We start from the raw sequence: 24,705 nt of genomic DNA, 5'->3' as shown, positions 1-24,705 counted from the left end.
GAATGGTTAGCACTCTTTTTATAAGAGTGCTATTTTTATTTTTAACTATTTTTAGGAATGCCTGTATACCAGTGCTTTGGAGCTATATCGTTTTAAGCTAAACTCTTGAATGCATTACATATATATGATACTATATAGTTGTTCAAGAGGGGAATGGATGTTCCTCATAATTTGAACATGTGAATCATAAATACGTTAATAATCATTTAGAATACGGAGGTATTGCCTATGAATAACGATATTTTTGGAAGCAACGGTTTTGATGACATTTTCAACGACCCATTCTTTAGGAATGCAATGTCAGATTCCAACGGTCGTCAACAATCACGTCAGCAGGGACCGATCCAAGTCCAAGAACGCAGACCTCAACAAAAGAAAACTTTGTTAGACGAATATGGAACTGATTTAACTAAAATGGCTAAAGATGGCAAGTTGGATCCTGTTATCGGCCGTGATAAAGAAATTGGACAAATGGAAGAAGTTCTCAGTCGTCGAACCAAGAACAACCCAGTCTTAATCGGTGAAGCCGGTGTTGGTAAGACTGCCGTTGTTGAAGGCTTGGCACAAAAGATTGTCGCCGGAGACGTTTCCGAGAAGCTCCTGAACAAGAAGATCATCTCGATTGATGTTGTCTCCTTGGTACAAGGAACCGGAATTCGTGGCCAGTTTGAGGAACGAATGAAGAAATTAATCGACGATGTTTCGAAAGACAAGGACGTCATTCTGTTTATTGATGAAATTCATCAAATCATCGGTGCCGGTTCAACCGGTGAAGGTGACAAGATGGATGCCGGCAACATTTTAAAGCCTAAGTTGGCTCGTGGCGACTTTCAGTTAATCGGAGCTACCACAAGCAACGAATACCGTGATATTGAAAAAGACCAGGCACTTGCCCGTCGATTCCAACCAATCATGGTGAACGAGCCAAGTGAAAAAGACACTTTGACCATTATCAAAGGCTTGGCTCCAAAGTACGAGAAGTTCCACCACGTTCAATACACACCCGAAGCATTAAAGGCTGCAGTCACATTAAGTAATCGTTACATTCAGGATCGAATGAACCCTGATAAAGCCATTGACTTGATTGACCAAGCCGGTGCCAAGGTTGCCATGGGCTCATCACTTACCAAAGACAAATCAACTTTGCAGCAGGAATCGGAAGAGCTTGAAAAAGACAAGGCTGAAGCTGCAAAGAAAGATGACTTCGAGAAGGCTGCCAAGTTACGTGACAAGTTGGACAAAGTTCAAGAACAGATTAAGAATATTGACAATGGAACAAAGGTTGAAACACCACAAGTTACCCCAGCCATTATCCAATCAGTTGTTGAACGAATTACCGGTGTTCCTGTAACTGATGTTAACAAGAACGAAGTTAACCAACTCAATAACTTGGATAAAGACTTGAAGAAAGAAGTTATCGGCCAGGACAAAGCTTTGGATGCAATTTCAGCTGCTATTCGTCGTAGCCGGGTTGGATTTACTGAAGGCAACCGTCCAATTGGCAGCTTCCTGTTTGTCGGCCCTACCGGAGTTGGTAAGACGCAGACTGCCAAGGCACTTGCCAAAGAATTGTTTGGCACGACTAAAGCAATGTTCAGATATGATATGTCTGAATATATGGATAAGATCAGTGCCAGCAAGTTGATTGGTTCAGCACCTGGTTATGTTGGCTACGAAGAAGGCGGCCGTTTGACTGAACAAGTTCGTCGTCACCCATACAGCTTGATTCTGATGGATGAAATTGAAAAAGCTCACCCAGATGTATTGAATCTGTTGCTGCAAATTCTTGACGATGGTCGTTTGTCAGACGCTCAAGGCCGAACCGTTGACTTCAGTAACACAGTTATCATCATGACCAGTAACGCCGGCCAAGGTGATAATGATGATAAGAAGAACGTCATTGACAGATTAAAACCTTACTTCAAGCTTGAGTTCCTGAACCGAATTGATGATATTATTCAATTCAATTCATTAACGAAGCCTGATTTGCTTAAGATTCTTGACTTAATGCTCAACGATTTGAACAATTTGGTCGACAAGTCTCGTGGTATCCACTTCACTGTTACCGACGATGCAAAGAGTCAGTTAGTTGATATGGGCTACAGCAAAGAACTTGGTGCTCGTCCAATGCACAGAGTGATCACCAAAGAAATTACTGATAAATTAACAAATAGTTATCTGCAAAATCCAAATGCAAAAGACTTCAAAGTTGTTAAGGATAACGATTCTATCAAGGTTGAACCGGTTGCTGCACAGCAAGCCAACGCTTCATAATCTTGAAAAGATCATAATCTGATTTGACAACCGGGTAGGATGTTGGTATATTATAGCTAATGTGTTTAAGAGTTCGATTTTCAAAGGTATTTGTTTTATAGTTTTATGAAATAACTCCTTGGAATCACTGCAACTTGATACATTAAAATATAATTATGCGCTTAAAGCGCAAGGAGGTTTCATATATTATGAAACAAGGTACTGTTAAATGGTTCAACGCTGATAAAGGTTATGGCTTCATTACTACTGACGATGGTGACGTATTCGTTCACTTCTCAGCTATCAACAAAGACGGCTTCAAGTCATTAGACGAAGGCCAAAAAGTTACTCTTGACGTTGAAGACAGCGACCGTGGACCACAAGCTGCTAACGTTACACCAATTGAAGACTAATTTATTAGTTTAAAATTTGAAAGAACCAGCGATTTCGATCGCTGGTTCTTTTTTTGTCTACATACCTGAAATCATCAACGATCATCCCCGAAACGCCCCACTTTGATCAATGCTGAGACGATTCCAATTTATTTAACTATGGATATGTTTTTGTTACTTAAATGTCATCAAACTGATATGGTACGCGTTATAAATAACGATTATAATTGCATTTGCTTCAATTAATATTTTAGAAAGGAGGAAACAAATTGAACAAAGCAAAAAACGTGTCAAAGCTGACTGGTCTGCTTGCTGTTTCATTGGGATTGTTTATTTTTCAAACCAATACATATGCAGATACCGCTCAATCTGATCCGGCTGTTAATACAGCGGTTCAGTCCGAGCAGTCACAGTCATCTACTGTAACCACCTCGGATGAGCCGGTTGCAGTAGACGCTACCGCTACTTCAGACGACACAGCTGTTGCCGATCAATCCACCCCGGCAGAAACTGTTGAAAGTGATCCAACCACTGAATCACAGCCAACTACAGCAGAACCGTCAACGGTTGACACAACTGAATCTACTTCAGACGAACCAACTGTCGCTTATGACAGTCAAGCAACCGATTCATCAACCGCAGATACAACAGCTGCTGATTCAACAACGGACAGCCAAGCTGACGTCACTGCAGATGATGCAACCGACTCGACAGTTGCTCAACCGGTTGAAGATCAAAATGGATCAAGTGATACCACTCAATCTGATACCGCAAGTGACTCAAGCACCACAGCGACAACATCAGATAAAGATGAAATCACCGTTTCAGGAATCGGCGATTCAACCGATTCTGCAATTAAACAATCAAGTGACAATCCATTCATCAATTTCTTCACTGGAATTACCAGTGGAATTGCCGCATCGATTATTTATCCATTGGTTGCCAGCCGTCAAGGCGCTCAATTCATCTCAAAGTTCCGGACACTGTTGTCCCCTAACCGTTGGGATGTTAGTCAAAACTGGGCTGATTTGGACGAGAAATACAATCCAGAGTACGTCAAGCAATACTATACGGAGGCTCAGGACTGGTACGACAACAAGGCACCAAAAGAAACTTGGGAGGTGCCGTTTGCCGACGGTACTGGAACTGCCAGAGCAACTTACATCAAGAATGGCGACTCCAAAAAGACCATTATTTACGGTCAAGGCTGGACCACTGAGCCAGAAGGAATGGGTCGGATTTCAAAGATGTTCTATGACATGGGCTACAACGTCCTAATGCCATACACCCGCGGCCAAAACACCAGTGATGGTGAATGGCTGAGCTTCGGCAACAAGGATAAGAAAGATTGGGTTAACTGGATTAACAAAATCGACCAAACTAACGGCAAAGAAAGCCAGATCGTTTTATATGGCCAATCATTGGGCGCCGATACAGCACTCCAATACGCTGCTTCAGGCGACCTGCCTTCATCAGTTAAAGCAACGATTGCCGATTGTGGCTTCTCAACCATTCCATCTTTGATTTATCACCTGTATACCGGTGCAGCAAGTAGCTTGAACAACATCACTTCGAAAATTGGCTGGAACCTGAATGGATTAATTCCATTAGTTCCCTTTGACCAGTTGTTAACTTCCATGAATAACATTAATAAATTGGTTCAAGGCTTCAGCTTGGATGATGTTTCAGGGATTACTGCTGTAAAGAATTCCAAATTGCCAACATTGTTCATTTCAACCGAAGATGATACTTTCATCCCGGACACTCAAACTGAAACAATGTACAAATTAAGCGCATCAACAGACAAAAAGCTTTGGGTTCTTGACGGCCACGTTGGCGGTCATGCCTCAGCAAGTAACGCTGTTCAAGATTACATGAAGAATATTCAAGACTTTCTTGCTTCAGCAATGAACCAAGACAGCACAACTTCAAACAATGATTTAGACGTTCCCGCAACTGATACCGTTGCCGCATAAACGTTTGAATTTACACTTCGAGAAAGCCCGGCAATCCAAATTGCGGGCTTTTTTATTTGGATTGTTTTATGAAACTTGACCTAAATCAAGTTTCCCGCTTGAATTATGTGCTAATCTTAAGGTACAAGTATTTTAACGTCAATATGTATTGACATCACTTTTGTCAATCTGTATGATTAGCATATTGACTAATAAAAAGTAAGTAAATCATTGGAGGAATTTTCACACATGAAAGAACAATTATTGGATCTTGCCAAGAAGCGTCGCTCAATTTATGCCTTAGGACGTAACATCAGCCAAACCCCTGACGAGATTGCTGACTTAATCAAAAAAGATATCAAGTGGGCACCTACCCCATTCAACAACCAAACAACCCGTGCCGTTATCTTATTCGGAGACAATCACGAAAAGCTTTGGGATATCGTTGGTAAACGATTAAAATCAGAAGTTCCTACTGAGGAAGCTTACCAAAAGACTTTACAGAAGATTAACGCATTCAAGTCAGCCTTCGGTACTGTGATGTTTTACACTGACATGGACGTTGTTCACCGCTTTGAGAACGACTTCGCACTGTACGCCGACAACTTTGCCGACTGGGCTGAACAAGCTCAAGGTAATGCTCAGTTTGCCGTTTGGACTTCCCTTGCCGAAAACGGGATTGGTGCCAACTTGCAACATTACAACCCACTGATCGATGACCAAGTTAAAGAAGCATTCGGCATTCCAGACAGTTGGAAACTTCGTGCTCAGATGGACTTTGGCTCAATCGAATCACCAGCCGGAGAAAAAGAATTCATGAACGATGAAGACCGCTTCAAAGTTTTGAAGTAATTTTCTAAAATAAAATCGATTCAATAAAAGGTGCCATCGAAGTTATCAATCATAATTTCGATGGCACCTTTTTACTATTCAATTTTCATAACGTTATTTCAACTGGACTTTTGCCAGTTCATCTCCACTGGCAACAACCTTTTTGTCCGTATATTGAGTCTTAACAATATCATTGCCTTGAGTCAAGAGGACAACAACGGTATCTTTGTATCCGCTTTGTTGAATCTTATCACGATTGAATTCAAGGAGTAAATCACCCTTCTTAAATGACTGGCCTGAATCTAAGTGATTAATAAATCCTTCGCCACGCATATTAACGGTTCCTAATCCAACGTGAATTAATACTTCCAACCCATCGTCTGATTGAAGCCCGATAACGTGCTTGGTTGTGAAGACTAATACCACTTTACCGTCAAATGGGGCATAGATCTTACCTTCAGTTGGTTGAATGGCAATTCCTTTTCCAGCAATGCCCTTGTGACCATGTTCATCAACAACATCTGATAAGCTCATTGTGACACCACTAACAGGAGCGGCAATATTAACATCTACCGGTTCACTTGAGACTGTGCCAACCTTGGTTTCAGACCCTTTTTCATCAGTTGATTCAGGATTTCCAATTCCTTCAGCAGCTAACTTATGCTGTAATTCATCAACAATTTCAGCATGTCTCTTTTCTGAAATGTTAACTTTGAATACGTAGATGATCAATGCAAGAACATGGAGGATTAAAGCAATCCAAAATGCGACCAGCTTAAATAATGAAATTCCTCCTGGTGTCATTGATGCCGCAGTCGCCGTACCGGTCATGCCGGCAGCAACGGCAACCCAGCCAACAACCGCGTTGGAAATTGCCCCTGACATTTTATCAAGCATTGGCCGAACGGCTAACGTAACGGCTTCGTTTCTGGTACCGTTCTTCAACTGGCCATACTCGATGGTATCGGTCAAAGTTAAAATAACCGCCATAAAGATGAATCCCTGTGGGACATAATACAGAATCATTGCAGTGACAACCATTGCAAGGTTATCAGTTGAAACAATCAGCAAAATGTATGCCAAAATCATACTGCACATGCTGACGGCATAAATTGTCTTTCGAGTCACCCACTTATTAATGATTGGATAAAGTGGTGAAGTGAAGAATCCGGCAATCGTTGGAATCAAACCGGTAATCCAGAATAATCCCGGCTTATCCATGACGTATTTAAATAAATAAAACATCAGACCGGCGGTTGCAGCATTTCCAAATCCATAAATTAAATATGGAAAAGCTGTCCACAACATTTGATCATTATGGCTAAGAGCCCAAAACATATCTTTCAAACTGGTCTTTTTCTTGGTAACTTCCCGCAAAGCATTTTGCTTTTCATGAGTCCCAAAGGCAACCACGAGTGAACAGATAATTCCAACAACCGCAATCAAAATTCCAAAAGCGGTCCAGCCGGGTTGGCCTTCATTATGTTTCCCGGTAAAGACGAAAGTCACATAAGTAACAACTGGAACAATGATAATGGTGACGATGTTTTGACCGAAGCCACTAAAGTTGGCAGCGGCAGTGAACAATGAACGTTCGTGACTGTCTTCAGTTAAAGCAGGTACCATGCCCCAATACGAAACATCTCTAAATGAATAGAAGATATCAAACGTAATAAAGATTGGGATAAATAAGATTGTAAACCATGTTGCACTGACTCTTGATAATCCGAAAATACCAGAGAATAGAAGTGCCAATAACAGGCTTGAAATTGTCCCGGCACCTATCAGCCATGGTTTAAATTTTCCCCAACGTGTATTGGTATTATCAATAATGTTCCCAATGATTGGATCAATAAAAATTTCAACAAGCCGAATAATGAATATCAATCCGGTAATCATAGCAATCAACTTGTTGGCTTCGGCCTTCGGTACGCCGGTAAACATAGCTGACGTAACATAAACCATAAAATATGTACCGAACGTCATGTATACCGCAGATCCACCTATGTTGGCAAACGCAAAGTTAAAAATCGACCAAAAGCTCTTTTTTCGTTGCTTTTTTTGTACTGAATCCATCCTTAAAACGCCCCCTGTATCTTATTGAAAATCTCAAATAATCGACTGAAACAAAAGAAAACAGCAACAAATATTTCCTAACAATTTGAGTATATTATGTAAGGGCTTTCATTAATATGACTAATTTACCCTAAAATGCGTCAATTTAACCCAATTATAGTAAAATGAATGCAAAGAAGGCGTTAATTTGAGAATCGCGTTTAATCGTCCAACAATGAAAATACCGCTGTATTGTGACAGTATTGGCTACGACTGGAATCAGCCCCCAATTCACAGACTCAACGGTTACTATGCCTATCACTGGCTGCAGACTGAAAGTGGAATGGGAATGGGCATGGTCAACCTTGATCACCAACACATTTTGTTAAAACGTAATCAGGGCATTCTGTGCCGGCCAAGAGTTCCTCATGAATATCATCCAACCGGAAGTGAACCTTGGAAAGTCTCCTTTTTATCGTTTGACGGAACCATCGCGAATGATATGGTGCATTTTTTAAAACTCAATCAGTTTCTTCTGGTTCAGGCTGTTTCGCCTGAGTTAACCGCATTTATCCCCCAAACCTTCAATCAATTCAAGCCTAACGATAATCTGTCATTGCCTGATCAATCAATTCAAATTTATAAGTTCATCATGCTGCTAAAGCAAAATGAGTTATTGAATACGAAGCAATTTCAAAGTTCAACCATTACTTCACCAATTCTGGCTTATATTTCCAATCACTTTGCGGAGCCCATCAGTAATCAGGATCTTTCAAAAGTCACCAGCTATTCAGTGACTTACCAAAATCGGGTATTCAAACGGCTATTCAAGATGACGCCCCTCGAGTACCTTAATCAATACCGAATGAAAAAGGCGAAAGAACTGTTGCTCACAAATGCTGCTTTGGAAGTTCACGAGGTGGGAATCAAAGTGGGGTTCCATGATACATCCCACTTTATTGATCAATTCAAAAAGTTCTATCAAACCACCCCATCTCATTTTCGAAAATACATTTAACCCGAATATGTGTTAAACTTTGCCTATTAAAAATTTTTAGGAGTGATCTTATCGATTCAACAGCCAAACGTGGCATCACCAATTTCGATATCAAAGTCATCGGAATTACCCTGATGTTCATTGACCACATTCATGAAATGTTCAACACCGTTGGGGTTCCCAACTGGGTCGACTGGTTTGGCCGACCGGTTGCGACCATCTTTTTCTTTCTAAGTGTTGAAGGCTTTATCCATACTCGGAACCAGAAACGTTATATGACCCGCTTATTAATTGGCTTTTGGGTTATGCAGATTGGGAACATGATCATCCAGCATTTCTTCCCAATGGGCGACTTTGCCTTAATCAATAATATCTTTGGCGATTTGTTTATCGGCGTTTTGACCATGTATGGTATCCAACAAATTTCAGAAGGCCGAAAGCGCCATCAGCAAGGCAAAGTCTGGGGTGGTATTTTAGCCATCGCCATTCCGTTTATCTTTGGCGCAATTACGCTGGTTGCGGTAACTGCCATTGGCAGCCATGCTGTCTGGGCCAAACTGATTATGCTGCTGCCAAGTCCATTCATCGCTGAAAATTCATTTATGCTGTATCTTGGCCCACTGATGTACCTGGTACGTAAAAAGCGCAGCTGGCAAATGCTCGCGGTTGTTGCTCTGGCGATTATTTCAACCGGCTTCAACTTTTCAACGTTGTTTACAGGGAACTTCCAATGGCTGATGTTTTTGGCCATCATTCCAATGTACTTCTACAACGGTCAATTGGGACGAAGTATGAAGGGCTTCTTCTATGCCTTTTATCCATTGCACATTTGGATCCTATACCTGCTTGCCTGGTTCATGGGCGTTGGTCATTAATCCATTTGAAATTTAATATTGAGTATGCAAAAACGAGCCGTGATGAAAATCATTCATCATGGCTCGTTTTTATGATGTGATGAACCATTTTGGATTCATCCCACACTCGTTATTTTGTGACAAAGACATACAATATTGAAGTTGAATATCCCAGACTAACCGTAATCCCGTTGGAATGGAACTTCGGCGCAGTCGTTGAAGTCGATTTCTTGGCCTTAGCCGACTTCTGGAATTCTTTTAGGACATACTTCGCATTTCCGCCAACACTGTCTGTCAGGACGGAAAATGACATAATAAACGGTTTCAGATCCTTCTTGTGCTTCAAGCTGGATACCGGAACCATCATCGCCATCCCCAAAACTTTATCACCCGCAAGATTAGCTCGTAAATTGAGCTTCTTGGTTGAAATCAAATTAGAAATATCGTTCTTCGGATTTGCCGGCAGCAGTTGATCTTTCACGCTGGCCTGAGCCCGCTTCATTGCCGGGGCAAGTTGAGCCTGCATCTTTTTCAACTGAGCAGTCTGCTTTTGAAGGGCAGCCGCTTTTTGAGCTTTCGCCTGCATTGCCGCAACACTATCAGTTTTACCCGATTTCAATTGTTGGGCTTCTTTTTTGACTTGGGCACCCTGCTTTGCCATTTGTCGAGCCAATTGCTGGTCCTTCTTGGACAATGCAGCACCGGTCAAAGCCTGGTTATAGGATGTGCGAATTGCCTTATAACTGCCGACAACCTTTGCCTTGGCAACCTTAACGGTTTGATGACGGCCATCTGCGCTTAACTTAACAGTTTGCTGATAATCTTTGGTTGGGACACTGATGACAAAGGCCCTGCTATTAGTCTTGACGGTCTTCTTTGAACCGCCATTCACCGTGTAGTCAACGTGTTTTTGATTGCTCTTGCCTTTTAAAGTGACTGCCAGAGCATTCGCACGCAAATGATGACGGGAAACTGTTAACGTCGGTTTCCCGCAGCCACTCAGAATCAACATCAGAGAAGCGGCAGCGACTGATAAACCAATTAATTTTTTCATCGTAAGCTCCTCCTTAGTCAAATGAAACATCATCTGAGAATTGACTGTTGTACAAGTTGGCGTAGAAGCCATTCTTTGCCAACAACTCATTATGAGTCCCAGTTTCAACAACTGAGCCATGATTCATAACGATAATATTATCGGCATTTTGAATCGTTGAAAGTCTGTGAGCAACCACAAAGCTGGTCCGATTTTCCAACAACTGACTCATTGCGTGTTGAATCTGAACTTCAGTCCGAGTATCAACGGAACTGGTAGCCTCATCCAAAATCAGGATCTCGGGATCGGCCACAAATGCTCTGGCAATTGTGATCAATTGACGTTGACCTTGAGAAATGTTGGAAGCTGACTCATTCAAAACGGTGTCATACCCGTTGGGAAGTTTGCGAACAAACTCATCCACGTGGGCAGCTTTGGCAGCTTCAAGAATATCGTCTTTTGTCGCATCTTCACGGCCATATTTGATATTGTCGTAAATCGAACCAGTGAACAGCCAGGTATCCTGAAGCACCATGGCAAAGTGTGAACGCAAATCTTCACGGTCCAAATCACGGGTATCAACACCATTCAGGCGAATACTGCCGCCCTTGACGTCATAGAAGCGTTCCAACAGGTTGATGATGGTTGTCTTACCCGCACCGGTTGGACCAACAATAGCGACTTGCTGGCCACGTTTAACGGCAAGGTTGTAATCCTTCATCAGCAACTCATCATCGTTGTAACCAAATTGAACATGCTCCAATTCCACCAAATTATCGGTTCCCTCTTCAACGGGACGGTTGGCCTTGGTGTTCTTCATTTCTTCTTCATCAATCACTTCAAAAAACCGTTCGGCTGACGCAATCGTTGATTGAATTGTGTTCATCAAGTTGGCTAATTGAGAAATTGGCTGTGAGAACTGATTGGTATATTGCAGGAAGGCCTGAACATTACCAAGGGTAACAGTTCCGTTGGCAACTTGAATACCACCGACAACCGCAACAAACACATAACCAATGTTATTCAAGAAGATCATCAATGGCATGATAATTCCTGAAATGAACTGAGCTTTCCAGGCTGCCTGATAGTACTTCTTGTTTTGAATTTCAAATTGATCGATCGTATCCTGCTCTTTATTAAAACTCTTGAGGACAATTTGACCGGCATAATTTTCTTCGACTTGGTCGTTCAGCAAGCCCAAACTCTTTTGTTGAGCCGCAAAATATTTCTGTGACCTTGGCGCAACAATTCCCACAATAACCAAACTCAACGGAATGGTAATCAAGGCAATAATGGTTAATTTCCAACTAATCGTAAACATCATCCATAACGTTCCGATAAAGGTCACAAAGCTGGTAACAGCCTGCGTCAAACTTTGTTGAAGGGTGCTGGCGATATTATCCATATCGTTAACTGCCCGGCTCATGATATCCCCATTGCTGTGGGTATCATAATATTTAATCGGAACCAGACGCATCTTACCTTTCATCTGCCGACGCAATTTGTAAACCGTATTCTGAGAAATTCTGGTCATGATGTATTGCTGCAGGAAACTAAATACGGCTGCTGCAAGATACATGACAATCACTATCAGAACAATTTGAATAATTTTTTGATAGTTGATCGGCAGTTGAGCAACACTAAACCCAGCTTTTTGTTGGGCGTTGCCTTTCATCATCCCTTTAAAGATTTCAGTCGTAGCTTCACCTAAAATCTTGGGGGTTCTGATTTGAAAAATTACACTGATAATCGCAAATGCGAGAACCAGAATGAGGCCAATCAATCGGTCCTGCATGTAATCAAGCAGCCGTCTGGTTGTCTTCCAGAAATGGTGTGGCTTTTCAACAACCCCTTGGTAGCCGCCAGGACCGCCATGATGTTGATTACCACTTGGTTGAGGTGCATTATCTTTTTCAGCCATTATTTCTGGTCCTCCTCTCTCAGTTGTGAATGAATAATTTCTTGATAGATCTTGTTGTTGGCACGAAGCTCGTCATGAGTTCCTTTACCAACCAATCGACCATTATCCAGCACTAAAATCAAATCAGCATCGGCAACCGTCGCAATTCGTTGCGCAACAATAACCGTGATACTCTTTTGAATATGCTCATCAGCCCGTAAGGCAGCCCGTAAATCGGCATCAGTCTTGAAATCAAGCGCTGAAAATGAATCATCAAAGATATAAACGGCAGCTTTCTTAACCAACGCTCTGGCGATTGCCAAACGTTGCTTTTGTCCACCGGAGAAGTTATCGCCACCCTGTTCAACGACCATATCCAGTCCGGCAGGATCTTCACTCACAAAATCTTTGGCACGGGCAATATCCAATGCATGCCAGATCTGGTCATCGGTGGCATTGGGATTCCCATATTTCATATTATCGCGGATGGTTCCGGTAAATAACGTTGCCTTTTGAGGCACAAAGGAAACTTGGTCTCTCAAGTTTTTCATTGAGAAGTCATTGATGTTATGACCATCAAGTTCGATTTCACCTTTGTCAACGTCATAGAATCGCGGAATCAAACTCACCAAAGTGGTCTTTCCTGATCCGGTACCACCAATAATCGCAATTGTCTGCCCACTATGAGCATCAAAGTCGATATCGCTTAAAGCAGGCATTTCCGCTTGTCGATAACGATATTCAACGTGATCAAATTTTAAATCGTGTTGTTTGGCTTTCGGATCAAAGACCACCGGATTGGCAGCTTCCTTCATAGTTGACTTCAAAGCCAAAACCGTTTGAATCCGCTTTGCTGATGCTTGGGCACGAGGAATAAACACAAACACCATTGAAAGCATCATGAAGCTCATCAGAATCTGCATGGCATAACTCATAAACGCAATCAGATTACCAACCTGCATGGATTGAGCACCAATCAATTTGGCACCAAACCAGACAATTGCAACGTTGGTTCCGCTCATGATTAAAGTCATCACTGGAAACGCCAGGGCAACAATCGTATTAACCTTAATGGCATTATCGGTATAATCACGGTTGGCATCTTCAAACCGGTCTTGTTCGAATTTGTCCTGTCGGAATGCCCGAATAACCCGCACACCCGTCAATCCTTCACGAAAAATTCGGTTAATTTTATCAGTTTTGGTTTGCATTGCTCTGAACAACGGAACCGAAAAGTAGAGTAAAAGGCCGATGAAGACAATCATAATCGGTAAGACCACCAGGAAGATCATCGTTAATTGGTGATCCTTGGTGTAAGCCAGGAAGCTGGCTCCGATCAGCATGATTGGTGCCATTAACATCATTCGCAGCATAATAATGGCAACGTTTTGAATTTGAACGACATCATTGGTTGTTCGCGTAATCAATGATGAAGTTTCAATCTGGTCGTACTCATCCTTGGAAAAGTTGATGACTTTACGATAAACATCACTCCGTAAATTCTGTCCCAACTTCTGTGAAGTCCGAGCCGCCAAGAAGACGTTGCAGATCGCCGCCAGGATACTAAGTAAGGAAAAGCCGGCCATTTGAAAGCCCACTTTCCAGATATAAGAAATATCTCCCTTGGCAACCCCATTATTAACAATGTCAGATGTCAAACTGGGCAGATTCAAGTTGGCAATTACTTGGATGCACATAAATAGAACGGCCCCAAGAACTGCCACATATGAGATCCGATTTTTGGCAATTTTCAGCATTTTGCTACTCCTTCCAGGTACGTTATTAGAGATTTATTTTAACTTATTTAGGTACCTAAGTATATTACAACTTGGCCAACAAAATATCAAGCACTATATGGTAATAAATAAGTAAACAGATAGCTCCTATTATGAACTTAAAGTAAGCTTCTTTCACTCATTTTAACCAAAAAATAAACAGAAAAAGCCATCCAGATTTATTGACTGTCTGGATGGCATTTGAAATTTTCGTTTAAATCATCACTAAGCTTCTGCCACATGTTCCTCTGGGGTCTTGACGGCCGCCTTCTTATCACATTCAAGAACTGACTTCATATAACCGTCAACGTCGAAGGTTCCGGCAAATTCAGCTAGATGAACCAGGTTTCTCAAGAAATCGTGGGTCTTGGCTTCATAATGATACTTCAAGCCGAGGTCATAGATATATCCGTTGATGTAATCAACTTCGGTCTCCCGGTTTTTAGAAATATCCTGATACATGGAAGGAAAATGCAGTGGGTTGGAGACGGTGCTGACGTATTTAACGGTCTCCCACTCCTCTTGACGGGTGTTTAATAAAGTAATCCCGGCACGTTCGCAAACGTCAAAGGCTTCATCGATCAGTTGAACACCAAGCTTTTGAGCAACTGGCGATTGGATATATTCACCCATTCGGATCTTAAACATCGTACAAAGGGTGTTGATGACAGAATTAAAGACAACCTTGGCCATCAAAGTTCCCATGAAGTTGGTGGTTAAATTAGGATTGAGGTCAGCCTTCTGGAACTCGTCGACAATCTTGTGGGTCATGGCATCGGGCTTTTCGGTTTCGTTGGCGATGTTCATCGATCCGGCACCCTTAGGTCCAATGAAGTCGACATCCCCAGCTTTATTTAGCACAGTTCCAATCAGTGCAGTTCCTCCAAGCAACCGTTCTTTAGGGAAGTATTGATTGAGCTTTTCAACGTGCCCCATACCGTTCATACAGGTTACGACATATTGTTTATCATTAAAGAAACGTGCGCAGCGTTTTAAGAAATCGGCCAGCTGATATTGTTTCGTGAAGACAATCAGCACATCCGGATCACCTTTATATTCTTCAGGATAATAGACATTGACCGGCACCAGGTGACGGTTTTGACCATCCCGTGATACATAAACGCCACCTTGTTTCCGAACCGTTTCAACTTGCTCATCCCAAGTATCGACAAAGTCCACATCAAAGCCGGCTTCTTGAAGAAGCACACCATATCTCAATCCCATTGCACCTGCACCTAAAACTGTATATTTCATAAATAAAACTTCCTTTCCTGTCCAAAGTTGTCATCAATTTCATCAACCCCACTAAAGCAAACCGCGATACAAAAAAATCGCCCTTTTGTCACTAAGACAAAAGGACGACAATTGGCCGCGGTACCACCTTCATAGATACTTTTCGTATCCACTCATTGCTTGCTTTAACGGACAAGTCCGAAACCGGCTAACTCACGCTCACCGATTTATGGGTAAAAGCATGAAAGTCACAATCTACAATTTCGATACCATCTCTCAGCCGCTGAATGGATTTTCTGTTAAGGAATCTTGTAGAAAGCTTCTTTCAAATTGATAATTCGTATTATGATAGACAGATTAGAATATGTCAACACATTTTGAGAAAATAATGTGAACTTCTTGCATTAGGATGTTAGTAAAAGGCTGCCAGAGCAATCTCTGACAGCCTTTTGAAAAATCCATTTAATTTTATTATTTTTCAACATTTTCCTCATTTCTATGATTTTCTTTTGGCATAGTACAAACTTCCCACACCAATGATTGTTACCAACATGAACATTCCGATCACCATCAGGAGTGAATTGTTGTCCTCACCCGTCTGTGGAAGCACTGATTTTCCAACGTATCCTGAAGATGGGATTCCCATTGGGCTATCAATACCGTTTGTTGTCCCAGTTGTTCCCGTTGATCCGGAAGCCGGATTGCTATCGAGGGTGCCACTTGATGAATCATCCGACGAATCGGAGTCATCGTCAGTATCTTCTTCACCCGGAATTGGTAATACTGCTTCATCGTCTTCCAAATCATTGTGGTAAACAATCGCGTCATCTTCTTTGGTTGCTGTTCCTGTAACGGTCGGATTATTAACAACGGCGTTTCGCTTCGTCACCGTCGTTACATAACCATCTTTTGAATAATCCCGTTCCGCCACCTCATACTTGGCACCAAGTGGTAAATAGAATTTAATGGTCTGGCCATGAGTCAACGTGAATTGACCATTTCCACCATTCAATTCGATGGTTCCGTCGGTTACCTTGCCGTTAGTGGTTACCTGAGTCTTGAACGTGCCATTTAACGGATTGTTCAAGCCGTCGGTCACCTCAATGTGAAATTGGAACTTACGAGTTCTATCTCCCATTTCATTCACAAATTTACTTACAGAAAGGATTCCAAGTTCCATCTCACCATTCTTGGTGTTGGTAAATTCAACCGTCCCCTTTTGATCTTCGGTTAACTTGAATGTTTGTGTCGTCATCCCCTGTTGAATCTTGGCACCATTAACTTTATAAGTCGGTGCAAAACCATCAACCTGCTCTTCGCCAACCGCAAAAGTGTAGTCGATTGGTAACCCGTTGACGGTCAGTGATTCACCGTCTTTCAAAGTGATCACGTCTGACTGACCATCGGCAAACTTCACAGTCATGTCATGTGAGTCACCATGCTGATCCATTTTGACTGTCTTGAATTCACCAGTCACAGCTGAATAAATTCGGAAGTTAAAGTCACGGTCATGATCAGCTGATGTGAGACCATCGCCAGCAATTTCTTTGTTAATCTTCAAGCTGGCAAGCTTTGGTGACTCCTTGCTGTTAGTGAAGGCCACCGTTGCCCGTTCTTCATCGTTTAGCTTGAATTCTTTAGTCTTCACACCGTCTTCAGTTCGCGACCCGTTAAGCTGGTACTGGGTCTTAAAACCGGAACCGTTCAGCTCAGTGACAGTGTACGTGTTGTGTTCACTTGGCAGGTCTTTAATCACAATTCGTTCGTCGGCTTGCAGGTTCACGGTCGCCTTACCGTCCGTAAATTCAACCTTCGCTTTATCGTGACCATTGACCACAGCGTCAAAGACGCCATTGACACTTGCATCGGTTTCAATTGCAAACTCGAACGTCTTATTCTTATCGGCATCAATGATCCCACCGCCGGCAATTTTCTTACTGATCTCCAGTTCAGCACTTTCGACTTCAAATTTGGTATTGGTGAAGACCACCTTACCTTCTTGGCCGTCTTTCAGTGTGATTGGTTCAGTATCGCTGCAGTATTTGTCGGTTGTGTCATTAACGTTATAAGACGTTTCAAACATGAACCGTTGGTAACGCGTTTTCTCGCTCACACTGTACTTGTAATCAGTTGGTAAGCCTTTAAGCGTGATAGACTCGCCACCTTGAAGTTTCAGCTCTTCCGATTTGCCATCAGTAAATTCAACTTCAATGTCGGTTGTGTCACCTTCATGGTCCAACTTTTCAGCATCAAATTTACCATTCAGCTCATCTGTTTCCCCGTCTTTTGGAGTCGCAGTTACTCGGAATTCAAACTCGAACGCTTTGTCTTCGTCAGTCACCGGACCGGCGAGGACTTTTTTAATCATCAAGCTGGCTTCTTCCGGCACTTGCTTGGTATTAGTGAAAACCACTTTGCCTTCTTGACCATCTTTCAGTGTGATTGGTTGAGTTTCGTTGCCACCTTTGTCAGTTGTGTTGTTGACATTGTATGACGTCTCAAACATCATCTCTTCTGGAAGTGATGCTTCACTGACACTGTACTTGTAATCGGTTGATAAACCTTTAATGTTGATCGACTCGCCGCCTTGAAGTTTCAGCTCTTCCGATTTGCCATCAGTAAATTCAACTTCAATGTCGGTTGTGTCACCTTCATGGTCCAACTTTTCAGCATCAAATTTACCATTCAGCTCATCTGTTTCCCCGTCTTTTGGAGTCGCAGTTACTCGGAATTCAAACTTGAACGCTTTGTCTTCGTCGGTCACTGGCCCGGCGAGGACTTTTTTAACCATCAAGCTGGCTTCTTCCGGGACTTGCTTGGTGTTGGTGAAATGAACCGTGCCGAGATGACCTTCTTGGGTCACAAATTCAGTGGCTTTGTCCCCTTGCTTCTCGGAATTTTCGTTTACTTTGTAGCTTGGGTCATAGCCATCATAGTTCGTTTCAGTTACCTGAACTTTGGCTCCGATTGGCAGACCGAGAAGCTGTGCTTTTTGATCGTGTTGGAGGTTAAAGTTCAAAATATTGTTCTTATTAAATGAAACTTCCCGATCACTGTACTGACCGTTTACTTCAAATTTGCGAAGTGTAAATGTTCCATCCAACGCACCGCCATCTTCAGTTGCGCCATGAACCTTGAATTTAAATTTCTTGTTAAAATCTGATTCGTCAAGTTGATCCTTTTCTTCAGATTTAACAGTCTTCTTAACCTCAATTCCCGTTGTTTGAGAATGGTTATTAAAGATCAGTTCAGGCATATCCTTGTTTGTTGTAATCTGATGAGTATCCCCATCTTCTTCGTGGCTGCCAAATTTGTGGCTAACTTTGAAACCATGATTTTCGGTTTCTTGTGCTTCAATTTGGAGCCCTTCTGAAATATAAATGGTAATTGACTGATCAGCCTTTAACGTTATTCCTTCAGCAAGATATGAATTATCAGCTTGTTTAACAAATATTAAGTCGTGCTGATCATTGGCATCACTTTTAAGTGCCTTGAACTCTTTTTGATCCTTACCACCCCAATTTGCAGGCGGATTCTTAATTGTTAAATCAAACGTAAATTCTTTATCCTTATCTGCCGGAGCAACATTTCCACTTACCGTTTTCTTAAGCGTAAACGGTACGAGATCTGGTGAAATGTTTTCAAATTGAATGGAATTCTCAGCATCTTCCCGATTCAATTCAATCACAGCTTCTTTGCTATCAGTCTTCTTTTCTTCACCGTCGACATGCGTGTTCGTATCAAAGTGACCGGTTGTTGTCTCAATCACTTTAAATTTAGTCGCCTTCTGCGGTAAATCAGGAAGGACTAGTTTCTGGTTGTCCTCAAGACTGATATCAACGGCTTCAGTGAATTCATCAGTACCATATTTGATCTGAGTTGCTTTTCCGTTGTCGTCAAAAATAATTTGGCCTGAGTTAATCACCCTATCAGTTGTGGCATTCTTAGTAATTGCCTTAAATGATTGTCCCTTCACAGCATCTTTAGTGTCCTTGTCATCGGCTTCAACAGTAAATGTGAAGTCTGTAACGCCTTCGGGCATGGTACCGGCCACAACCTTTTCAAATTCAAACTGGTTATGAACCTGCTTGTTGATGATTTTTACGGTTGAATTATCTGCGACTATCGGTCCAACAACCTTCCACCCATCTTCGTCAGACTCACCGGCTTCATTTTCCTCGCTATCGCCAATTTGGTAGTGAACTTCCGCGTACTGAGTATCTTGTTTTTCGTATACTTTCACTTTCACGTTGGCTGGTAACTTGATGTTCCGGTAGCTTTCGCCAGTCTTCAACTCGATTGGTGATTGACTTCCATCTGAGTAAGTCATCTCTTTGGCAACGCCGTTTTGGAAGTCAAACTTCACATTAACATCCCCGTTAGTTGTGTGCTTGATTCCCTCAATCTCGCCAGTAAAGTCGTCGTTGACATCACCGTTTTCATCCATCACTTTCATCATGAATTCAAATTGTTTATCTTTGTCGGCACTGGCATTGGGACCCTCAATCTTCTTGGAGAAACCAAAGTGGGTCGTTTTTGCATCGTTGGTGAATTTCACAATTCCTGTAGCAGCATCTTTACCTTGCTGCATCTGGAAAGTGTCAGTCTTATTGCCGTCATTTCCATCAGCATCAACAATCGTCAAATTGTCGAGGGTGTGGGTTGCCCGGTAAGAACCATTTACCGATTCAACTACCCGGTAGTATTTGTCCTGTGGTAAACCCGTAATTGTAATGACTTGACCGTCACTTATCTCGGGAAGATTAGTTGATTCGCCATTTTCAAAAATAACGACATCTTCCTTTTCTCCGTTAACCGTGTATTTGAACTGATCATTAAAGTCGGTATCAACGTTACCTTCTTTATCAGTGACAAAAACTTTGAATTCAAATTTATCGTTTTTATTAACGCTGAGAGAATTAGTAACGGTCTTTTTGATCTTTAATGCATTGGTTCGATGATTTTCGGCGGTCATACAATAAGTGTTTTCGTTACCGTCATGGGACTCTTCTTGAGCATCTGCGATCGTAAAGTTTTTCGAAACCCATCTGTCATCGTAGTTCTGCAGACCGCTGGTTTCGACAATTCGGTAAGTTGGCTTATCGTAAAGGCCATCAAAGGAAACAAAGCCGTCTTGATCAGTTGCTTTTTCTTCTCCAACTGATTTCCAAGTCCCATCCTTCAGGAGCATTTGTACTTGGAACTTAACTCCTTGTAGAGGTGAACCGGTGGCTGAATCCACCTTCTTGATATTGGCAGCAAAAGTAGTGTATTGACCAGCCACAGTCGCGCTTGATTCAACTTCTTCAGTATCTTCGAAGTTCTTTGATGCAATCGTTAATTTCACTTCATTGCTGTAAGATGTTCCAATTGTTTTGGAAGTAACTGTGTAATATTCAACCAGTAACGGCGTCTTGACTGCATATGCACGATTAAATTTCACAACCATTGTATTTAAGCTGTCAGAATATTCAACAGTGTAGTCATCCCCTTCAGATAGAGGACTGCTAGTATCTTTGGTATAGATGACTTTGCCGTTACTTAATGATCGTTTGGCTTCATAAATTTTCAATCGATATTGGTTATCGGTGGTCTTCAAATGGTAGTGTCCACCACTCAGTGTATCAGTCAGTTTAACCGGCGATTGAAGTTCGTAACCATTTCCATTGATAGCCAAACTCCATTTAACGGCTCCAACTTTTTTGACTTGTTCATCCTTTTCATGCAACTCAATACCATTTTCCTCTTGAACACCGGTTTTGCTTAACAGATAACCGTTGTCCGTGTATGAAACTTTGGCAGTTGCAGACAACTCGTTATGATATTTGCCTTTATCATCCTTATTCCACTGGGCAGTAACCTCGTTGTTAAATGTCCAAGACTTCAAATGCTCGTATGTCTTTTCATCATCTGCTTTAAAATCGGTAACCTTGGATTGATATTTCAGTTCAATAACCTTCTTGCCTGCTTTCTGATAGAGCTCCTCATAAGCAGCGTCAGACAATTTCAAATTAAATGTAACCTTTTGATTTTTATGAACATTAACATCAATCTTAAATTGGTCTGGGTCTAATTTTTGAAAGTCCTCACCCTTTTCACCATTTTTCGAAATTTTTCCAAGAGAAACCTGCAAACTGTTCACCAAATGTTCCTTAATATCCTGAAGATGACGGGCAGTCGTTTTACCATCAGCATCCTTAATGTCATCTTCACCAACTTCATCCGTAATATCGATTCCATCAGTTACCAGAACTTTTCGTTCATCTGAGCCCAGGTATTGACGGTAATTGAAAGTAGTCGTCCAATCGATAACTTTATCCTTGAGGAAATTTTTTGATAGTTTTCCAGTCTTGGAGATGTTGCTCTTGATATTTTCAAACTGTTTTTGACATGAAGGAACGGTGTTTTTATCTTTAGAACCGGTATACTTCACGTCAGCATAATTACAAATCGAACCCAATTCACCCTGTTCAGCGGCCAACACTTTTTCTTTATCCATGGGAACGTCGTACAGATAAATAGCAAATTTGTTTTCATCTTTAGGAAGGCTCAACATCGTAATCTTAATTTGATCATTTGTCTCGTCGTAAGATACAGTGAATGCCTCACGCTGATCGTTCGGGTCGCCATTCCAGTATGTCTTTCCCTTGTCAACTTTATATTCCCATTTAGGATCTGTTTCACCTTTCTTAAGAAATGCAATATGTTTCTTGACTTGATCAGTTAACTCATCGTCTTCGGTAAAGCTTTTATAAAAAGCCTTAAAATCCAGATAATTTGGATTGTCGCCTTTTACGGGTTCAGTAATCACAAACTGCCCATTTACGTCACGATCCGTTTGGTTAACGTGAATACTCCAACTGGTCATCATTTTCTGCCAGTCCATGCTTACAAGGTTCTTACTGTTAAAGGCGGGGCCAAATTTGTTGTTCTTCTTTTGACCGTTCACTTCAACTGTGTTGCTCACATTGCTATAGTCTTTATCAGTAACACCATCAACCGGCTTAACAATGTATGTCAATTTATATCGTCCAGGATTCAGGTCGTCCTTAAACTTAATGGTCATTGTTCTACCGCTAACTGAGGGGCCTTCTGACAGCCAATTATCGGTTGTGGGTTCTAATGTGTAATCTTGCTTTTCCGTACTAAACTCGAATTTGTCAGTGTTCAGCGTATCTTTCAAAGTAATGCTATTCTGTTCTTCTTTGACTGTGAATTGAACGGTATATTTGATTTTCCCGTTTTTATCAACTTTGGAAGTCTTCGTCAATTCATCATCTTTACGCGAAAACTGTGCATGCACATAAACTGTTTGAGTCTCTTCTTTAGATGCAAGTTTAACAGTCGAAGCTCGAATATCGTTCTTAAAAGTTCTTTCATTCTGATTAGTGACTGGCGTTACCATCTTCATTTTGATACCAACGATATTAGCTGACAGTTTGAGACTTTCGACATTGAATTTAAAGATCGGACTGCTAGCTATAATCTCTTTATATTCAGAACTGTTCTTATCATCAATAATGGTTTTTTTACCATCAGAGGTTTCAATAGTAAATTCGTAATCCACCTTGTCTTTATTCGTTTCATAACTACCACCAAACTGTTCCCTCAGTTCAACATGGGTTGCCTCTTGCCCTTTCTTGACTTTAAAATTTGATGTCCATTCAAGCATGTCAAAATTCGTGACATCCTCCGATTGCTCGGAACCAGTCGCCTCTTTGGTATAGAATCCACCGTCTTTTTCAATCGAGACAAGTTCTTCTTTAACGCCGATTTCTCCCTTGCCAGTCGTGCTTTCGCCGAAAGAAATTTCTTCAGCACCAGCATTAATGGCCGTCTTCAAGCTTGCCTTGTAGGTAATGTTGGTCACACCTTCCAGGTCACCAGGAAGAAAGATAATCTTAACGTTTTGGATATATTTATCGGCAGTCGGCTTCATGATGAAACGGCCAATTGTTTTGCCGTTATATTTGATGTATTCATCAAAGTCGCCATCACTACCGTAATCATATGTCAGCCCTTTAAGATCAAATTTATAGTAATCACCATTCTCGATATCAAGGCCAGCTTTTTCTTTGATGGTATCAATGTCCCATTCATATTCGATTTCAATATTTTTATGAATTTGTAGCACCTCAGGGAGTTCCAATATATCATCAAGAACCGGAGGCACATCTTTGGACTTTGTTTCGCCGTCTTTATCCGTATAAGTAAATTTAATTGATTTAAAAAATTGTGGTGTATCTGCGCCTTTGATTAGATCAGTGATGTCACGTGACCCTTCTTCGTCCTCAAATACATTATTCAACGATAATTGCTGAGATAATTGATTATCACTCGGCTCCTCACCCTCAGCATCATCGTCAGCAACAGCTTCCTTAGCCCCTTTCAAATCTGCCACATCAGGTGTCTGTGGTGTTTCAGCTTCTTTTGCTTCACCACGATTCTTCAATGTCTTGGTGTCACTTGATTGAGCTGGTTGGCTTTGCTGTTGGGCCTTTTTACGGTCTTCAATTGCTTGGCGACTCTTTTCCTCGGCTTTCTTTTGATCAGCTGCCCGTTTCTCTTTCAACAGTGCTTCTGCCTTTTCAAGGTTTGATTGCTTATCCTCTTCAACGGCATCGGCTTGTGACGAGTTTTCGTCGATTTTCGTTTCTTTTTGAGCATCATCAGACTCATCTTCAGCAGCTTCCTTTTCCTTGTTTGCTGATTGTTCTTGGCGAACTGCCTCAGCCTCATCAGAAGCTTTTTCGTCTGCAAGAGCTTCCTTTAAAATATTGTCGTCAGATAAATCACCGTCCGGCTTTTCGACAGTCGGATCTTGCTTAACCTTCTCGTCTTCATCAAGAACAGTTAGTGTTGGCAGCTTGATTTCCTCGTCATCAACCACCAAATCCAGCTCACGATCATTAACTGTCCGGTTAAATTTCACCGGAAGGATCACTTCCAGATCAGTCTTATCAATCGCGTTTGTCCATGAAATTGTGGAGTCTTCGCCATCAATATCCACAACAACTTTGGTATTACCATTTTTAAATTGGAACTTTTTATCTTTAATTTTGAAATAATCCGCATTGTAGTCAAACTTAACGGTTCCTGCCTGTGAGAGGCCACCAACCGTTAAATCAAACGCCAGGTTTGCGTCTTCATTAAGCTTTGATTGCGTCACCAAAGCCCACTTGTCATCAATGGTTTTTGCATTATCCGCAACAACTTCCTTGGTGGAAATCACATCGGCCAATGCCGTTCCTGCGGTAAAAAAGTTTCCAAGCACCAGGGTTAAAACCCCGACTGCTTGGATTAAAAAGCTTATCCGTTTCTTCATAACTTACATCCTCCATATGCTCAAGTTTTAAAGCATCCTCTTCTTATTGATTTGATAAGCATATCGTACAAATGTTCATAAATTTTGAGGAAAGTGTGAAGA

Annotated in this window: 12 protein-coding genes; 6 read left to right on the top strand and 6 right to left on the bottom strand. The window is 41.6% G+C overall.

All coding sequences use genetic code 11. The features are described 5' to 3' along the window. Positions 1-228: 228 nt before the first annotated feature. The 4 genes from LKE01_RS01210 (at position 229) to LKE01_RS01195 (ending at position 5,452) form a co-directional block, all read left to right on the top strand. The gene (locus tag LKE01_RS01210) at positions 229-2,274 is read left to right on the top strand and encodes an ATP-dependent Clp protease ATP-binding subunit (RefSeq protein WP_056980933.1); all 2,046 of its coding nucleotides are present in this window, start codon (positions 229-231) and stop codon (positions 2,272-2,274) included. A gap of 188 nt (positions 2,275-2,462) precedes the next feature. After that, positions 2,463-2,666, top strand: a complete 204-nt coding sequence (locus LKE01_RS01205) for a cold-shock protein (RefSeq protein WP_013728822.1) — start codon at positions 2,463-2,465, stop codon at positions 2,664-2,666. 248 nt (positions 2,667-2,914) lie between these two features. Next, complete coding sequence (locus tag LKE01_RS01200) at positions 2,915-4,621, top strand: CocE/NonD family hydrolase (protein ID WP_056980934.1); 1,707 nt, start codon at positions 2,915-2,917, stop codon at positions 4,619-4,621. A 228-nt stretch (positions 4,622-4,849) separates the two neighbouring features. Further along, on the top strand, positions 4,850-5,452 hold the full coding sequence (locus LKE01_RS01195; RefSeq protein WP_056980935.1) for a nitroreductase family protein: 603 nt from the start codon (positions 4,850-4,852) through the stop codon (positions 5,450-5,452). Between the two features lie 93 nt (positions 5,453-5,545). On the opposite strand, the gene LKE01_RS01190 is transcribed toward LKE01_RS01195, so the two are convergent. Next, a complete protein-coding gene (locus LKE01_RS01190; protein WP_082619677.1) occupies positions 5,546-7,507 on the bottom strand; it encodes a sugar MFS transporter in 1,962 nt (653 codons plus the stop codon). A gap of 187 nt (positions 7,508-7,694) precedes the next feature. On the opposite strand from LKE01_RS01190, the gene LKE01_RS01185 reads away from it, so the two are divergent. After that, the gene (locus LKE01_RS01185) at positions 7,695-8,504 is read left to right on the top strand and encodes an AraC family transcriptional regulator (protein ID WP_056980936.1); all 810 of its coding nucleotides are present in this window, start codon (positions 7,695-7,697) and stop codon (positions 8,502-8,504) included. A 113-nt stretch (positions 8,505-8,617) separates the two neighbouring features. Beyond that, entirely contained in the window at positions 8,618-9,358 is a 741-nt protein-coding gene (locus LKE01_RS01180; protein ID WP_082619678.1) for a TraX family protein, read from the top strand. Positions 9,359-9,467: 109 nt separating this feature from the next. On the opposite strand, the gene LKE01_RS01175 is transcribed toward LKE01_RS01180, so the two are convergent. From LKE01_RS01175 to LKE01_RS01155, 5 genes are all read right to left on the bottom strand, one after another. Beyond that, a complete protein-coding gene (locus tag LKE01_RS01175; protein ID WP_056980938.1) occupies positions 9,468-10,391 on the bottom strand; it encodes a hypothetical protein in 924 nt (307 codons plus the stop codon). 13 nt (positions 10,392-10,404) lie between these two features. After that, on the bottom strand, positions 10,405-12,291 hold the full coding sequence (locus LKE01_RS01170; RefSeq protein ID WP_056980939.1) for an ABC transporter ATP-binding protein: 1,887 nt from the start codon (positions 12,289-12,291) through the stop codon (positions 10,405-10,407). After that, the gene (locus tag LKE01_RS01165; RefSeq protein ID WP_056980940.1) at positions 12,291-14,027 is read right to left on the bottom strand and encodes an ABC transporter ATP-binding protein; all 1,737 of its coding nucleotides are present in this window, start codon (positions 14,025-14,027) and stop codon (positions 12,291-12,293) included. Before LKE01_RS01165 ends, LKE01_RS01170 begins: the two co-directional genes overlap by 1 nt. A 243-nt stretch (positions 14,028-14,270) precedes the next feature. Then, the gene (locus LKE01_RS01160; RefSeq protein ID WP_054768840.1) at positions 14,271-15,299 is read right to left on the bottom strand and encodes a ketopantoate reductase family protein; all 1,029 of its coding nucleotides are present in this window, start codon (positions 15,297-15,299) and stop codon (positions 14,271-14,273) included. Between the two features lie 475 nt (positions 15,300-15,774). Continuing rightward, positions 15,775-24,603 (bottom strand): DUF7601 domain-containing protein, encoded by an 8,829-nt coding sequence (locus tag LKE01_RS01155; RefSeq protein WP_056980941.1) that lies wholly within the window; start codon positions 24,601-24,603, stop codon positions 15,775-15,777. Between the last annotated feature and the right edge of the window lie 102 nt (positions 24,604-24,705).

The organism is Lentilactobacillus kefiri (genome assembly GCF_007989105.1).
In the GTDB taxonomy this organism is placed as follows: domain Bacteria; phylum Bacillota; class Bacilli; order Lactobacillales; family Lactobacillaceae; genus Lentilactobacillus; species Lentilactobacillus kefiri.
The sequence above is the reverse complement of the archived record's forward strand: the minus strand, read 5'-3'. Positions and strand labels throughout refer to the sequence as shown.

Excerpts from the sequence above, each read along its gene's own strand:
- LKE01_RS01210 (WP_056980933.1), top strand. The coding sequence starts at position 229 with ATGAATAACGATATTTTTGGAAGCAACGGTTTTGATGACATTTTCAAC.
- LKE01_RS01205 (WP_013728822.1), top strand. The coding sequence starts at position 2,463 with ATGAAACAAGGTACTGTTAAATGGTTCAACGCTGATAAAGGTTATGGC.
- LKE01_RS01195 (WP_056980935.1), top strand. The coding sequence starts at position 4,850 with ATGAAAGAACAATTATTGGATCTTGCCAAGAAGCGTCGCTCAATTTAT.
- LKE01_RS01190 (WP_082619677.1), bottom strand. The coding sequence starts at position 7,507 with ATGGATTCAGTACAAAAAAAGCAACGAAAAAAGAGCTTTTGGTCGATT.
- LKE01_RS01180 (WP_082619678.1), top strand. The coding sequence starts at position 8,618 with ATGTTCATTGACCACATTCATGAAATGTTCAACACCGTTGGGGTTCCC.
- LKE01_RS01175 (WP_056980938.1), bottom strand. The coding sequence starts at position 10,391 with ATGAAAAAATTAATTGGTTTATCAGTCGCTGCCGCTTCTCTGATGTTG.
- LKE01_RS01170 (WP_056980939.1), bottom strand. The coding sequence starts at position 12,291 with ATGGCTGAAAAAGATAATGCACCTCAACCAAGTGGTAATCAACATCAT.
- LKE01_RS01165 (WP_056980940.1), bottom strand. The coding sequence starts at position 14,027 with ATGCTGAAAATTGCCAAAAATCGGATCTCATATGTGGCAGTTCTTGGG.
- LKE01_RS01160 (WP_054768840.1), bottom strand. The coding sequence starts at position 15,299 with ATGAAATATACAGTTTTAGGTGCAGGTGCAATGGGATTGAGATATGGT.
- LKE01_RS01155 (WP_056980941.1), bottom strand. The coding sequence starts at position 24,603 with ATGAAGAAACGGATAAGCTTTTTAATCCAAGCAGTCGGGGTTTTAACC.